Here is a 14210-nt window from a genome sequence, read left to right on the forward strand (position 1 = left end):
TAGTTGTAAGAGCCTGTGGCTACAGGAGTTTCTTAAGAGTCCGATCCAATCGGAAAGTTTCCGCCTGGAAGAATTTTTTTCAGCTGCTCTGCCATTCATAAAAGCTTGCTAACTGGGGCAGAAAAAACAAACGCCAACCGAAAAAGTTGGCGTCAGGAAGCTGATGGGAGGCAATTCTACGGAAATCAACGCGCTTTTTCATTTTCCACGCGGAAAAAATTTATGCGCGTTGCGTGGTGTTCACAGTCAACTTTTTAACTGTTAACAGAGGCATACGAGGTGTGAATCGTCTTGCATGTCGGCAAGCTATTTTTGGTCACCGGAGTGTAAGAGAGTGTGACGAAGGCTTGCATAAATCAGGACACATTGTTCTTTTTTGCGGGCAAAAAAAAGCCGGATACAGGTCCGGCCGCTGCTGATTTTGTTGCAGAGCAGCAGATGAGCTAACCGGGCTGTCCGGTATTACCCGCTTCGTTGGCTACACGCATCTGCGCCTTGAAGGCCGAGATGTACTCGCGGTAGGCGGCGGCGATCGGTGCGAACAGCGGATCATCGCGGTGCGCCAGCATGACTTCGCTGAACAGCTTCATGCCCAGCGCCAGCGCGGCAGCCTCGTCATGCTCGAAGCGTCCGGCGCCGCGTACCCGGGCGATGATCTCGAAGATGTCGTCGTGGTTGCCGACTTCGAACGACAGCGGCGCCGGCGGATCGGCTTCCTTCTTGCCACCCGTGTATTCGAGGGTGATGCGGAAATTGTGGGCACTCATCAATACTCCTTCCTGGTCCGTATGCAAACGGTCATCATGCCGCAGCCACGACGCGCAGCGCGCTCCGCATCGGCCATCCTGGCCATCTTGCGCCACATCACCACTCGTCCAGGTCGCTCGCGGTAGCGTTGAAGCTTCCGACTGGAAATTTTTGAGGAGAATGCGATGACGCAAGCACACTGGTCGTGGTGGCTGGCACTGCTCCTGGCCGCCGGCAGCGCCGCCGCCGCGCCTTATCCGAATGTGTATGGCGCGCCGCCCGAAGTCATGCGCGGCAGCGACTGGTACCGCCAGTGCCTGCGCGTGCGCGACGAAAAGCCGCGCCAGCCGCCGCCGGCCAGGGCCGAATCCGCCCGCTGCGATGCCTCGACTCTGTATTACGATACCCTCCACGCTGCGGATGCGCGCGAGGCCGACTGGCGCCGCGTGCATGCCTGCGCGGTGCGCACGAACGCGCATGGCGTGCTGATGATGCTGTACGCGAACGGCCACGGCGTCATGCCGCAGCTGGCCCTGGCCACGCGCCACGCCTGCAGCATCCAGAGCCCGGTGAACGAAATGAAGGGCCGGGTCCAGCACCTGCGGCGCGTGGCTGCGAACGGGGAGCCGGGGCCGGTCGACGTCTGCGACGACGTGGTCAGCGCCGAGATGCGCGGCCAGTGCGGCGCGGTGCGCGAGCGCCAGCGCGACAAACAGCGCACCGCCCAGTTGGCCACCCTGTCGCGCGGCTGGAGCGAAAAGGAGCAGCTGGGGCTGGAGATGGCGAGCAAGGCGGCGCACTATTTCGCCCAGCACCGCGTCGATTACGAAACCGACAAAGGCAGCGGCGCTGCGCGCTCGCTGCAGCCGGACACCCAGGCCGCCGAACTCGATACCTTTGCTGCCGACGTGCTGGACTTCGAAGCCGGCCGCGTGCCGCGTTTCTCGGAAGCGGAATTCGCCAGCCTCGAGAAAAAGATGGAGGCGACCTACCGCCAGTTCATGCTGAACCGCCCGGTGAGCGACTCGTATCTTGGCTCGATCCGCAAGACCGGCGTCGAAAAGACCCAGCGCGCCTGGCTCGCCTACCGCGATGCGATGGAACTGTTTGGCGCGATCCGCTATCCGCAGGTACCGGCTTCCGGCGTACGCGCCCTGCTCACCGCGCGCCGCATCAGGCAGCTGACGGAGCTCGACAACGCCGCAGCCGGACGGTGATGCACGTAGGGTGGACGGCTCCACCCTGCATGCGGCATGTCAGCAATGCATGCGCCGTCCACGCGTCCAACCCACGCCCGCACCTACGCGTCACGCCTCCAACCTGAACAACGCCTGCGCATCTTCCGGCAGCGCCCCGCTGCTCAGCATCACCAGCCGATGACTGGCCCGCGTCATCGCCATGTACAGCTTGCGCGCATCCGCCTCGTTTTCAGGCGCGCCATCGAACAGCAGGTCTTCCATCCCCAGCAAGAACACCACCGCCCCTTCCAGCCCGGTGGCGGTTTCCAGGTTCGCCAGGCGCAGGTAGTCGGGTCCATAGCCACGCGGCGGCTGCTTCTTGTCCTTGTTCAGCCACCAGATGCGATCTTCTCCCAGCGCGCGGCACAGGCGTTCGTAGAGCAGCTTCTTCGGCGTGCCGGCGCCATAGATGACCAGGAAGCTCGACAAGGGCAGTGCATGGCGTTCGGCCAGCGCCACGATCTCGTTCACGGCGCGGTCGACCGCGTCCTGGGGCGAGGCCACGCGCAGCAGGATCGGCGGCGCGCCCTGCTCCATGCCGTCGAAGTCCGGCGCCAGGTAGTGTTCGGGATCGTCCTGCACCGAGCGGTTGAGCAAAGTGCCGGCCGTGTACAGGATGGCCTGCGTGGTGCGGTAGGAGCGCAGCAGCTTCTTGGTGCGGCCGGCCACGTCCAGTCCGGCGTTGCGCCAGCTGAGGCGGCTCTTCATGAAGCCCTGGTTCGGATCGGCGCACAGGAACAGGCGGCCTTGCGGACGCAGGGCCAGCTTCACGGTGTGGAACCAGGACGGCGCGAAGAACTGGGCTTCGTCGACCAGGATGTGTTCGTAGCGTTCCAGTAGCGCATGCTCGGGCGCGCGGCAGATATCGCTGGCCACCATGCTCCACATGCGCAGGCCCTGCTCCTGCAGCGCGGCGCTGACCGCCGCGAACAGCTGCCAGACCTCGCTGCGCTCTTTCGCCCGCAGTGCGAAGCCGCGGCCGGCGCGGCTGGTGTCCATGTATTCGGCTTCGCTGGCCACCAGCATCTCGTTGAGGAAGTCGAACTCTTCGATCAGCTGGGCTTCGTTCAGTTTCAGCTCCGGCCAGCTTGTACGCAGGCGGCGTATGAGTTGCGGCAGATGCGCCGGGTCGGACGGCATGGCCAGCGGCGCGCGGTACAGGCGGCGCCACTGGCGGTGGGCCCAGCTCGCATAGGTCGTGATCTCCAGGTTGCGCGGCAGGCGGCCGTGTGCACGGTGCAGGCGTTCGCGGATATCGGCCACGATCGGCGTGTTGTGGATCAGGATCAGCACCCGTTCGCGCGGATGCAGGCGCGCCAGCAGCAGCGCGCGGCTGAGCGCAATCAGGGTCTTGCCGCTGCCGGCCACGCCGTTCACCAGTCGCACGGCGAAATCGGTGGCGGCGGCGGCCTGCTCGTCGGGCAGGGCCAGCTCATGGTCGAGATCCAGATCGAGCTTCGAGGCCCATTCCTGCTGGGCGTCGAGGAAGAGACTCGCCTGGTTGTTGCGCAGGAAGCGGCGCCGCGCCACCGAAGCCAGCGGGATCGCGGACTCGGGGAAGAAACGGGTGCGCAGGTCCTCGTCCTCTTCGGGCGATACCGGCCGCTGCAAGGCTGCCAGCCCTTCCGCGCCGCCTTCCGTGAAACGCTCGCGCGACAGCAGGAACAGGGCCGGCTGTTCGCCCAATTGGTGTGCGAGTACGCGGGCCTCGTCCTCGCTGCAGGCCCACAGCAGGACCAGCAAGGGCAGTTGCGGCGGCAGTTGCGCGCGCCAGGCCGCCAGCTGGGCATCGAAGGCGGCGCGGGTGTCGTTTGCGAACAGCTGGGCGCCGTCGAGGGCGTCGAAGGACATGTCGACCACGGCCAGCGCCAGCCAGCCGCGCTCGGGATGCGCGATGAAGAGCTCGGGCGCGTTGGCCTCTTCGCGCAGCGGCTTGCGCACCACGCTCGCCTCGTCCAGTGTGTTCAGCACACGCTTGATCTGTAATTGACGGCCGCTGGCGCGCGTCCATTCGGGGATGAAAAGCGCCATCGTTACAGCTCGATGCGGCGCGCCTGCGCCAGCAGGCTGCGGTACAGTGCCAGCCAGCGCGCCATCTCGTCGTCGACGGCCTGGAATTCGGGCGGCAGCTCGGGGCCGATGATCACCAGCTTGGTCATGGCGCGCGTCACCGAGACGTTCAGGCGCTCGGGCTGGAAGAAGAAACCGGCGATCGCCGCCAGGAAGCGCAAATTGCCGGTGGCGAGCGACAAAATCACCAGCTCGCGTTCCTGGCCCTGCATGCGTTCGACGGTGTCGGCGACGATTCCCTGCGCCGTGTGCCAGCCGAGGCGTTCGGCCAGGGCGCGCCGGATCGTGCGGCCCTGGGCGCGGAACGGCGTAACCACGCCGATCTCGTGCGGCGCGAGTCCTCCCGCGATGGCGGCGGCGCACAGGGACGCCACCCGTTCGGCATCCTGGAGATTGCGGCTGCGCGCCGTCGGGTCCGTGGTCGGGATGAAGACGGCGCTGGCCGGGTCGCGCAGCACCGCATCGAAGGGTTCGAGATCGGGGTCCTGTGCCGGGCTATCCTGCAGCACCAGCTTGCGCTCGCGGTTCGGTCCGGCCGGGCGCAGGCGGCCGTCGTAGAAGGATTTGCTGGGCCAGGCCGCCAGCTCCGCATTCAGGCGGTAGGTATCGGTCAGCATCACGCTGTCGACATTGTGCGCGGTGAGCTTGGCGAAGATCGAGCCCGGGATATCTTCCAGCACCGAGCGCGCCAGCAGCACCGGCGGCAGCTGCTTCTGGTCGCCGATGAAGACGAAGCGCGCGCCGCGCCGCATCGCCATCAGCGCCAGCGGCAGGGTCACCTGGCTGGCCTCGTCGAAGATCACGGTGTCGAACTCGCAGTTTTCCAGGCGGTAGGTGCAGGTGGCGAAGGGCGTGGCGCCGACCACGTAGCCGCCTTCGGGCCGGCCATGCCATTCGGCGAAGCTGTCGGCGCCGCTGACGCCCTCCAGGCCCAGCGCCTGGGTGCCGCGCCCGATCTTCGCCACCTTGACGCCTTGCGCCGCGATCCGGTTCAGCGCATTGTTGATCGCCATGTGGGTGTGCGAGGTGACCAGCACGCGCTCGCCGCGCTCGACCAGCAGGCGCGCCGCCAGCGCCAGCACGCGCGTCTTGCCGGTGCCGGGCGGCCCCTGGATGCAGGCCACCTGCTCGGCGGCCAGGATCTTGCCGACCGCCTCGGCCTGCGGCCCGTTCAGGCCCGCAGCCAGGGCGACGGCTTCGGCTTCCTCGAAGTCGCGCGGATCGAAGTCTTCCTTGAAACGCCCGTCGAGCAGCGGCATCAGCGTGTAGTGGGCGCGCGAGGGCGGCATGGTCTGGCCGATATCGTCCAGCACCTCGTCGTAGTACTTCGAGAGGTCGTAGTCGTCGGGGTCGGCATAGCAGGGCTGGTCGCCGACCGCCTTCACCACGGCGGCGGCCTGGCGCACGCGCAGCAGCCAGCGGTCCTCGTCCTCTGCCTCGAAGGCCGCTTCGCGCGCGATGAGGGAGGTGAGCGGCGAGCCGCCGTGCAGGCAGACCAGGTCGCCCTCGCGAAAGCGCGAGTCGCTGCCGTCGTGGTACGCCCAGACGGTGCCGCTCTCCGGGCCGTTTTCCAGGCGCAGGAAGCGCTGGCTCATGCCCTTGGCCAGGCGGTCGGCCAATGGCTGGCGCCAGACCTCGAACAGCTTTTCCTGGGCCGCCTCGCGCTCGGCCCGGACGAAGGCGCGCAGGCCGTCGAGCAGGCGCGCGTACCGGTGCGACCGCTGGCGTGCACGTTCGGCTGCGGCTGCGGCTGCGGCTTTGTCTATAGGCTGGGTCATGGCTGGCTTTGCGGTGAAGCATGGCTTATAAGACGCCAGGGCGCGCGCCGTCAAGCGTGGGCGGCCGATACGGCTGGGAAGGCGGCGCCAGCGTGGTTTTCCTGCACGATGTAGGATGGTGTTTTTGCTACCACCGGACCACACCATGAGCGCCAACCTGTACGACATTCCCCTGCGCCGCCTCGAAGGCCAGCCCGCTTCGCTCGACGCTTACCGCGGCAAGGTCATGCTGATCGTGAACGTCGCCTCGCAATGCGGCCTGACGCCGCAGTACACCGGGCTGGAAAAACTGTTCGAGCAATACGAAGACCGTGGCCTGGTCGTGCTCGGCTTCCCGTGCAACGACTTCGGTGCCCAGGAACCGGGCAGCGAAGCCGAGATCGCGGACTTTTGCCAGCGCAACTACGGCGTGCGCTTCCCGATGTTCGAGAAGGTCGAGGTCAACCGCGAAGGACGCCACCCGCTGTACCGCGAACTGATCGCCGAGCAGCCGCAGGCGCAGCAGGCGGCAGGCAGCCAGTTCGGCGAGAAGCTTGCCCAGCATGGCCTGAGCCCGAAGAACCCGACCGACGTGATGTGGAATTTCGAGAAGTTTTTGGTCGGCCGCGATGGTAAAGTGATTGGCCGCTTCGCGCCGGACATGAAACCGGACGATCCGGCACTGGTAGCCGCAATCGAGGCTGCGCTGGCGTAATCGCACCGGGTTCGACGTGCCGGTTCGACATACGTCAGGCGGGGCGCAAGTCCCTGGATTTTTTGCTTGTCGATGAGGTCTCAACAGCACCTTTCACACGAGGAGAAATGTCATGGCGTATGTCGATGGTTTCGTGATTCCTGTTCCAAAAAACAAGCTGGATGCCTACCTGGAGATGGCGCGCAGCGCGGCCGCCATCTGGCGCGACCATGGCGCCATCGAGTTCCGCGAGTGCGTGTCGGACGACGTCAAGCCCGGCCAGCTGACCTCCTTCCCGCAAAGCGTGAACCTGAAGGACGATGAGCTCGTCATCTTCTCCTGGATCGTCTATCCCTCGCGCGCGGTGCGCGACGCCGCCAACGACAAGGTCATGAACGATCCGCGCATGGCCGAATACATGAAGCCCGAAAACATGCCCTTCGATGGCAAGCGCATGATCTATGGCGGTTTCGAGATGCGGGTCGATCAATAACGGCCGCTTGGCTCAACAATTGTTGAATCATAAAAACAATTGTTGAGCCATCTTGCGTGTCTTGCCCCCGATAAGCCATTGCCAAGTCAACAATCCTTTCACGAGGCTAACGCGTTGCCGCAATCCATGTAAAACCAGTACAGTGACAAGGGTTTAACACCAGTCCTGTGCGGAGGTTTGCGTGAACGAAGGGTTCGATACGTCATTGCCACGAAAGTTGCTGCTCGCCACCGATTTGAGTGCGCGCTGCGACCGTCCGCTCGAACGCGCCAAGGCGCTGGCGGCGCAATGGAACGCGCACCTGACGCTGCTGACCGTACGCGAAGGCCCGCAGGTGCCGGCCGAGGTCGTGCAATGGCTGGCCGGGGCCGAAGCCAGCACCGAGGCGGAATTTGCCGCAAGGCGCGACATCGCGCGCGAATTCGAGGGCGCGGGCTATCCCGTCAGCCTGCAATTCGCCGACGGCGACGTTGCCGATGCCATCCTGGCCGCGGCGGCGCGCAGCGACAGCGAGCTCGTCATCGCCGGCGACGCGCGCATCAATACCCTGGGCGAAATCTTCCTCGGCTCGACCGTGGAACAGCTGGCCCGCAACCTGGTGCAACCATTGCTGGTGGTGCGCCAGCGCGCCCGCACGCCCTATGCGCGCATCCTGGTGCCCACCGATTTCTCGCCGGCCTCGCGCCTGGCGCTGGAAACGGCGGCCCGCCTCTTCCCCGACGCGCAACTCATCGTCTTCCACGTCCACGAAGCCGGGCTCGACGGCCTGGCCGACCAGCCGCGCGGCAGCCTCGATGGCGGCAGCGCGAATACCAGCGCAATCCGTCTGCGCTGCCAACAGTTCATCGACAGCTGCACGCTGGCGCCGCAGGTGCGCGCCCGCATCGCCATCGACAGCGCTCCCGGCACACCGGAACTGCTGACCGCCCGCTACGCCCTCGAGCACGGCGTCGACCTCGCCGTGCTCGGCCTGCACGCCCAGTCCGGCATGCTGCGCCTGTTCATGGACAGCAAGGGCGAACAGGTGCTGCGCGGCCTCGACTGCGACACCCTGCTGGTGTCCACCGGAGAGCGCGATGAAGACCGCTGACATGCGCAGCTTGCGCCGAACGCGTCCTCCACGCCAGGCAGGATAAAGGCCCATGCTCGAACTCCTGGTCCTCCTCCCCTTCCTCGGCGCCTTCGTGGCCGGCTGCATGCCGGACGGATCGCGCAACCGGCCCTTCGGCGCCGCCGCCGTGGCCACAGGCCTGGCGCTGGCGCTGGCCATCTCCCGCTTCGACGACGTCGCCGCCCGCGACATCCTGAAGGCCGAATACGAATGGCTGCCCGCCTTCGGCCTCGACCTGGCGCTACGCATGGACGGCCTGGCCTGGGTGTTCACCGTGATGGTGCTCGGCATCGGCCTGCTGGTGCTGCTGTACGCGCGCTACTACATGTCGCCGCGCGATCCGGTGGCGCGCTTCTTCGCCTACATGATGGCCTTCATGGGGGCGATGCTGGGCGTGGTCCTGTCGGGCAACCTGATTCAATTGGTGGTGTTCTGGGAGCTCACCAGCCTCACCTCGTTCCTGCTGATCGGCTACTGGCAGAGCCGCAACGACGCCCGCCGCGGCGCGCGCATGGCGTTTACCGTCACCACCATCGGCGGCCTGTGCCTGCTGGCGGGGGTGCTGATCCTCGGCCACATCGTCGGCAGCTACGACCTCGACGTGGTGCTGGCCGCCGGCGACCGCATCCGCGCCCACGATTTGTACCTGCCGGCGCTGGTGCTGGTCGCCCTCGGCGCGCTCACCAAGAGCGCGCAGTTCCCCTTCCACTTCTGGCTGCCGCACGCGATGGCCGCGCCGACACCGGTGTCGAGCTACCTGCACTCGGCCACCATGGTCAAGGCCGGGGTGTTCCTGCTGATCCGCCTGTGGCCGGCCCTGTCCGGCACCGAGGCCTGGACCTGGATCCTCGGCAGCGCCGGCGTCTGCACCCTGCTGATCGGCTCCTTCTTCGCCATCTACCAGAACGACATGAAGGGCTTGCTGGCCTATTCCACCATCAGCCACCTGGGCCTGATCGTCGTGCTGCTCAGCATCGGCACGCCGCTGTCGGTGGTGGCGGCGGTGTTTCACGTGATGAACCACGCCGTGTTCAAGGCTTCGCTGTTCATGGCGGTCGGCATCGTCGACCACGAAACCGGCACGCGCGACATGCGCGTGCTGCGCGGCCTGAGAAAAACCATGCCCTACACCGCAGCCCTGGCGATCGTCGCCAGCGCCGCCATGGCCGGCGTGCCGCTGCTGAACGGCTTCCTGTCGAAGGAGATGTTCTTCGCCGAGACCATGATCGTCGGCGGCACCGAGGACTGGTCGATGTCGGTGGCGGCGGTGCTGATGGGCGTGTTCAGCGTGGCCTATTCGCTGCGCTTCATCAGCGTCTTCTTCGGGCCGCCGGCCGAGGACTTGCCGAAGCACCCGCACGAGCCGCCGCGCTGGATGCGCTTCCCGGTCGAATGCCTGGTGGTGCTGTGCATCGCGGTCGGCATCATGCCCGAGCGCGTGGTCGGGCGCATCCTCGCGGTCGCCACCCATTCCGTGGTCGGTCCGGACATGCCCGAGTACGACCTCGGCATCTGGCACGGCTTCAACCTGCCGCTCCTGATGAGCGTGGTGGCCCTGCTCGGCGGTTTCGCCTTCTACGTGATGCTGCGGCGCCGCTTCAACCTGGCCGAACGCGACCGGGTACCGGTGCTGCACCGCTTCAAGGGCGCGCAAGCCTACGAGAACACCATGCTCGGCCTGTACGCCGCCGCGGCCTGGCTGCTGCGCCGTGCCGGCACGCGCCGCCTGCAGTCGCAACTGCTGGTGCTGATGCTGGCCATGGTGGCCGTGCCGCTACTGCTGGTGGGTCCGCTGCCGCAGCTGTCCATGCCAGGCCTGGCCGACATCGACATCCTGTTCGCCCTGCTGTGGCTGATCGGCGCGGCCTGCGCGCTGGGCGCCGCCTGGCAAGCGAAATACCACCGGCTGGTGGCGCTGATCCTGGCCGGCGGCGTCGGCGTCGTGGTCAGCCTGACCTTCCTGTGGCTGTCGGCGCCGGACCTGGCACTGACCCAGCTGATGGTGGAAACCGTGACCACGGTGCTGATCCTGCTCGGCCTGCGCTGGCTGCCCCCGCGCCGTCCCCCCGCCGGCCTGGCGTCGCGCGTGCCGCGCTCCACCTGGCTGCGCCGCGCGCGCGACGGTTCGATCGCCGTGGCCGGCGGCCTGGGCTTGGCGGCCGCCACCTGGGCCCTGCTCACCAGCACCCCGCCGAAAACCATCAGCGACTTTTATTTGCTGCGCGCCCTGAGCGAAGGCGGCGGCGCCAACGTGGTGAACGTGCTGCTGGTCGACTTCCGCGGCTTCGACACCATGGGCGAGATCACCGTGCTGTCGGCGGTGGCGCTCACCGTGTATGCGCTGCTGCGCCGCTTCCGCCCGGCGCCGGAAAGCGTGGCGATTCCGGTGCAGCAGGCGAACGACGTCGATCCGGCCGTGACGCAAACGCCGGTCCAGCAGGCGCGCAGCGGCTACCTGGCCGTGCCCGCCGTCTATTTGCGCTTCCTGCTGCCCTTCATGGGCATGATCGCGGTCTACTTCTTCATGCGCGGCCATAACCTGCCCGGCGGCGGCTTTGTCGCCGGCCTGATTTTCGCCACCGCCCTGATCGTGCAGTACATGATGGCCGGTACCGACTGGGTCGAATCCCACCTGCGCCTGCGTCCGCACCGCTGGATCGGCTTCGGCCTGCTCACCGCCTGCCTCACCGGCATCGGCGCCTGGTTCTTCGGCTACCCCTTCCTCACCAGCCATACCGCGCATGTGAGCCTGCCGCTGCTGGGCGAGATCCACATCCCGAGCGCCTTCGTGTTCGACCTGGGGGTGTTCCTGGTGGTGGTCGGCACCACCATGCTGATCCTGGTCGCGCTGGCGCACCAGTCGCTGCGCAGTCACCGCATGCCGCCCGGCGCCACCCGCCACGCCATGCCACCGACCAAGGAGATCGCCTGATGGAACTCGTCATCGCCCTGGCCATCGGCATCGTCTTCGGCTCCGGCATCTGGCTGCTGCTGCGTCCGCGCAGCTTCCAGGTGCTCACCGGCCTGATGCTGATGTCCTACGCCGTCAACCTGTTCATCTTCATCATGGGCCGCGTCTGGCTCGATAAGGCGCCCTTCACCCCGGCCGGCAAGCCGATCGACCCCAGCCAGCTGGCCGATCCGCTGCCGCAAGCCCTGGTGCTGACCGCCATCGTGATCGGCTTCGCCACCACCGCCCTCTATCTGGTGGTGATGATCGGCGCGCGCGGCCTCACCGGCACCGACCACGTGGACGGGGAGGAACCCGAGGTATGACATGGTTCCTCGATTCGTCCCAGCATCTGGTGATTTTGCCGATCCTGCTGCCGCTGATTTGCGGCGCGGTGCTGGCGCCGTTCACGCAAGGCAGGCACCGCATGAAGTTCGGCCTGGCCTATGCCTCGGTCATCGGCCAGCTGGCCGTCGCCCTGATGCTGATGCTGCAGACCGACCACCAGAACTGGCAGGGCGGCATCGGCGTGTACCTGGCCGCCAACTGGGCCGCGCCCTTCGGCATCGCCCTGATGGCCGACCGCCTGTCGGCGCTGATGCTGCTGCTCACGAGTGTGCTCGCCCTGGCCGCCCTGCACTACGCCATGCAGCGCTGGAGCCGCATCGGCGTGCACTTCCACCCGCTGTTCCAGTTCCTGCTGATGGGGATCAACGGCGCCTTCCTGACCCACGACCTGTTCAACCTGTTCGTGTTCTTCGAGGTGATGCTGGCCGCCTCGTACGGCCTGGTTTTACATGGCTACAACGCCGAACGCCTGCGCGCCAGCATGCAGTACATCGCCGTCAACCTGGCCGCCGCCCTGCTGTTCCTGCTCGGTACTTCGCTGATCTACGCCACCACCGGCACCCTGAACATGGCCGACCTGGCCGCGCGCATCGCCGCCATGCCGGCCGAAAGCACCGGTTTGCTGAAGCTCGGCGTCACCGTGCTGGTGTTGGCCTTCCTCGTAAAAGGCGCGATGTGGCCGCTGGGCTTCTGGCTACCCACGACCTACGCCGCCGCCTCGCCGCCGGTGGCCGCCATGCTGGTGTTGATGACCAAGGTCGGCGCCTACGTGATTTTGCGCCTGTGGCTGCTGCTGTTCTCGGAAGGTTCCAGCGCCGGCTTCGGCTTCGACGCCCTGCTCTGGGGCGGCATGGCCACCATCGTGTTCGGTGCGGCCGGCATGCTGTCCACCGACTCGGCCGGACGCATGGCCGGCTACAGCGCCGTGATTTCCTCGGGCACGCTGCTGGCCGTGATCGGCTACGGCCAGCCGACGCTGGTGACGGCCGGCCTCTACTACCTGATCGGCTCGACGCTGGCGGTGGCCGCCTTCCTGCTGCTGATCGAACTGATCGACCGCATCCGCTCGCCGAGCGCAGCCATGCTGGCGCTGACCATGGAAGCCTGGGCCGTCGACGACGAACAGCCCGACGACAGCCCGAACGAACCGCGCGGCAAGGGCGTGCCGGCGGCGATGGCCTTCCTGTCGGTGGCGTTTGCCGCCTGCGCGCTGATGATCGCCGGCCTGCCGCCGCTGTCGGGCTTTGTCGCCAAGTTCGGCATGTTCCACGCGCTGCTCAATCCCGACGGCGAGGCTGTGCGCAGCGCCGGCTGGACCCTGATGGCGCTGATCTTCGTGTCCGGCCTGATCGCCATCATCTCGATGCTGCGCTTCGGCGTGCGCACCTTCTGGGCAACGCCGGTGGCCACCCCGCCGCGCCTGCACCTGTCGGAAGTCACGCCGATCACGGCCCTGCTGCTGCTGTCGGTGGCGATGACGGTGCAGGCGCGCCCCCTGTTCGATTACCTGGGCCGCGCCAGCGCCGACATCCACCGCCCGGCCAACTACATCGAGCGCGTCCTGACCGCGCCGGCCGTGCCCGGCCCGGTCTCGAAAGGGGGGAGTGAATGACACGCTGGCTCCCTTATCCACTGGTGTCGCTGGCCCTGTGCCTGCTGTGGCTCTTGCTGAACCAGTCGCTTGATGCGGCCAGCATCCTGCTCGGCGCCTTCCTCGGCATCGTCGTGCCGCTGCTGGTGCGCAACCTGCAGCCGCTCGGCTACCCGCGCCTGCGCGCACCGCTCACCTTCATCCGCCTGATCGGCATGGCCGGCGTCGAGATCGTGCGCTCCTGCTCCAACGTCAGCCGCATTATCCTGTTCTCCGACTACGGCAAGGTGAATTCGCAGTTCATCCGCATTCCGCTCACCATCACCGACCCCTACGGGCTGGCGATGTTGTCCTGCCTGATCAACATGACGCCGGGCACGGTCTGGGTCGAGATCCTCGACGAGGGCTACCAGCTCTCGCTGCACGTGTTCGACCTGCACGACGAGCAGTGGTGGATCGACACGATTAAAACCCGCTATGAACAACCCTTGATCGAGATTTTTGAAACGGAGGCAGCCCGTGGCGACCCTGCTTGAGTTATCCGTCGGCTATGCCCTGGTGTGCGTGCTGGTGGCGATGGTGTTCTGCGCCCTGCGGCTATTGCGCGGCCCCTCGGCCCACGACCGCGTGCTGGCGCTCGACACCCTGTGGATGACCGGCATGCTGCTGGCCCTGGTGCTGGGCATCCGCTTCGGCACGCAGGTGTATTTCGAGGTGGCGGTGCTGATCGCCCTGATCGGCTTCGTCTCGACCATCGCCATGGCCAAGTTCTTGATGCGCGGGGAGATCATCGAATGAGCGGCGTCGAGGACTTGCCCGGCTGGGCGGCGGCGATCGTGTCGCTGCTGCTGATCCTGGGCGCCAGCATCGTCCTGATCGGCGCCCTCGGGCTGCTGCGCCTGCGTACCTTCTACCAGCGCATGCACGGGCCGGCGATCACGATCACGCTGGGCGCGGGCTGCTTGCTGATCGCGTCGATGGTGTTCTTCACGGTGGGGCAGTCGCGCCTGGTGGTGCACGAGGTGATCATTTCGGCCTTCCTCCTGATGACGGCGCCGGTGGTGTCGATGATGATCATCCGCGCGGCGGTGTACCGCGATTTGCGCGCCAGGAAAGCGGAATCCGGCGCGACGGCCGGCGGGGTCTACACGATTGTCGAGGAAGAGGTGGCGAGCAGCCCGGCGCCGGGGGACCGCTGAGCCGGCGCGGGC

At 66.6% G+C, this 14210-nt stretch carries 13 protein-coding genes; 10 read left to right on the forward strand and 3 right to left on the reverse strand.

Going from position 1 to position 14210, the window contains the following annotated elements:
- Positions 1-443: 443 nt before the first annotated feature.
- Positions 444-767: a DUF3861 domain-containing protein gene (locus QPK31_RS00310; protein WP_290420955.1), complete on the reverse strand. Its 324-nt coding sequence runs from the start codon at positions 765-767 to the stop codon at positions 444-446.
- 165 nt (positions 768-932) lie between these two features.
- Between QPK31_RS00310 and QPK31_RS00315 the strand changes: the two genes are divergently transcribed.
- A complete protein-coding gene (locus QPK31_RS00315; protein ID WP_290420956.1) occupies positions 933-1964 on the forward strand; it encodes a lysozyme inhibitor LprI family protein in 1032 nt (343 codons plus the stop codon).
- A gap of 90 nt (positions 1965-2054) precedes the next feature.
- Here QPK31_RS00315 and QPK31_RS00320 read toward each other — a convergent pair whose 3' ends face one another.
- Together QPK31_RS00320 and QPK31_RS00325 are read right to left on the reverse strand one after the other, a co-directional pair.
- On the reverse strand, positions 2055-4016 hold the full coding sequence (locus QPK31_RS00320) for a UvrD-helicase domain-containing protein (RefSeq protein ID WP_290420957.1): 1962 nt from the start codon (positions 4014-4016) through the stop codon (positions 2055-2057).
- Between the two features lie 2 nt (positions 4017-4018).
- Positions 4019-5833, reverse strand: coding sequence for a DEAD/DEAH box helicase (locus QPK31_RS00325; RefSeq protein WP_290420958.1), 1815 nt, complete (start codon positions 5831-5833; stop codon positions 4019-4021).
- Between the two features lie 145 nt (positions 5834-5978).
- On the opposite strand from QPK31_RS00325, the gene QPK31_RS00330 reads away from it, so the two are divergent.
- The 9 genes from QPK31_RS00330 to mnhG all read left to right on the forward strand — a co-directional run bounded on the left by QPK31_RS00330 (position 5979) and on the right by mnhG (position 14198).
- On the forward strand, positions 5979-6527 hold the full coding sequence (locus QPK31_RS00330; RefSeq protein ID WP_290420959.1) for a glutathione peroxidase: 549 nt from the start codon (positions 5979-5981) through the stop codon (positions 6525-6527).
- Positions 6528-6639: 112 nt separating this feature from the next.
- Complete coding sequence (locus QPK31_RS00335; RefSeq protein ID WP_290420960.1) at positions 6640-6999, forward strand: DUF1428 domain-containing protein; 360 nt, start codon at positions 6640-6642, stop codon at positions 6997-6999.
- A gap of 181 nt (positions 7000-7180) precedes the next feature.
- The gene (locus QPK31_RS00340) at positions 7181-8089 is read left to right on the forward strand and encodes a universal stress protein (RefSeq protein WP_290420961.1); all 909 of its coding nucleotides are present in this window, start codon (positions 7181-7183) and stop codon (positions 8087-8089) included.
- A gap of 52 nt (positions 8090-8141) precedes the next feature.
- The gene (locus QPK31_RS00345; RefSeq protein ID WP_290420962.1) at positions 8142-11042 is read left to right on the forward strand and encodes a monovalent cation/H+ antiporter subunit A; all 2901 of its coding nucleotides are present in this window, start codon (positions 8142-8144) and stop codon (positions 11040-11042) included.
- Complete coding sequence (locus QPK31_RS00350) at positions 11042-11386, forward strand: Na+/H+ antiporter subunit C (RefSeq protein WP_290420963.1); 345 nt, start codon at positions 11042-11044, stop codon at positions 11384-11386. Before QPK31_RS00345 ends, QPK31_RS00350 begins: the two co-directional genes overlap by 1 nt.
- Positions 11383-13020: a monovalent cation/H+ antiporter subunit D gene (locus QPK31_RS00355; RefSeq protein ID WP_290420964.1), complete on the forward strand. Its 1638-nt coding sequence runs from the start codon at positions 11383-11385 to the stop codon at positions 13018-13020. The genes QPK31_RS00350 and QPK31_RS00355 overlap by 4 nt, the downstream gene beginning before the upstream one ends.
- Positions 13017-13535 carry a Na+/H+ antiporter subunit E gene (locus tag QPK31_RS00360; RefSeq protein ID WP_290420965.1) on the forward strand — a complete coding sequence of 173 codons (519 nt, stop codon included), beginning with the start codon at positions 13017-13019 and terminating at the stop codon, positions 13533-13535. The genes QPK31_RS00355 and QPK31_RS00360 overlap by 4 nt, the downstream gene beginning before the upstream one ends.
- Before the next feature lie 40 nt (positions 13536-13575).
- Entirely contained in the window at positions 13576-13797 is a 222-nt protein-coding gene (locus QPK31_RS00365; protein WP_290421385.1) for a K+/H+ antiporter subunit F, read from the forward strand.
- A complete protein-coding gene (mnhG, locus tag QPK31_RS00370) occupies positions 13794-14198 on the forward strand; it encodes a monovalent cation/H(+) antiporter subunit G (protein ID WP_290420966.1) in 405 nt (134 codons plus the stop codon). Before QPK31_RS00365 ends, mnhG begins: the two co-directional genes overlap by 4 nt.
- Positions 14199-14210: the final 12 nt, after the last annotated feature.

It is taken from the genome of Massilia sp. YIM B02769, assembly GCF_030411995.1.
Lineage (GTDB): Bacteria > Pseudomonadota > Gammaproteobacteria > Burkholderiales > Burkholderiaceae_D > Telluria.

Excerpts from the sequence above, each read along its gene's own strand:
- QPK31_RS00315 (WP_290420956.1), top strand. The coding sequence starts at position 933 with ATGACGCAAGCACACTGGTCGTGGTGGCTGGCACTGCTCCTGGCCGCC.
- QPK31_RS00335 (WP_290420960.1), top strand. The coding sequence starts at position 6,640 with ATGGCGTATGTCGATGGTTTCGTGATTCCTGTTCCAAAAAACAAGCTG.
- mnhG (WP_290420966.1), top strand. The coding sequence starts at position 13,794 with ATGAGCGGCGTCGAGGACTTGCCCGGCTGGGCGGCGGCGATCGTGTCG.
- QPK31_RS00345 (WP_290420962.1), top strand. The coding sequence starts at position 8,142 with ATGCTCGAACTCCTGGTCCTCCTCCCCTTCCTCGGCGCCTTCGTGGCC.
- QPK31_RS00350 (WP_290420963.1), top strand. The coding sequence starts at position 11,042 with ATGGAACTCGTCATCGCCCTGGCCATCGGCATCGTCTTCGGCTCCGGC.
- QPK31_RS00325 (WP_290420958.1), bottom strand. The coding sequence starts at position 5,833 with ATGACCCAGCCTATAGACAAAGCCGCAGCCGCAGCCGCAGCCGAACGT.
- QPK31_RS00360 (WP_290420965.1), top strand. The coding sequence starts at position 13,017 with ATGACACGCTGGCTCCCTTATCCACTGGTGTCGCTGGCCCTGTGCCTG.
- QPK31_RS00365 (WP_290421385.1), top strand. The coding sequence starts at position 13,576 with ATGGTGTTCTGCGCCCTGCGGCTATTGCGCGGCCCCTCGGCCCACGAC.
- QPK31_RS00310 (WP_290420955.1), bottom strand. The coding sequence starts at position 767 with ATGAGTGCCCACAATTTCCGCATCACCCTCGAATACACGGGTGGCAAG.
- QPK31_RS00330 (WP_290420959.1), top strand. The coding sequence starts at position 5,979 with ATGAGCGCCAACCTGTACGACATTCCCCTGCGCCGCCTCGAAGGCCAG.
- QPK31_RS00320 (WP_290420957.1), bottom strand. The coding sequence starts at position 4,016 with ATGGCGCTTTTCATCCCCGAATGGACGCGCGCCAGCGGCCGTCAATTA.
- QPK31_RS00355 (WP_290420964.1), top strand. The coding sequence starts at position 11,383 with ATGACATGGTTCCTCGATTCGTCCCAGCATCTGGTGATTTTGCCGATC.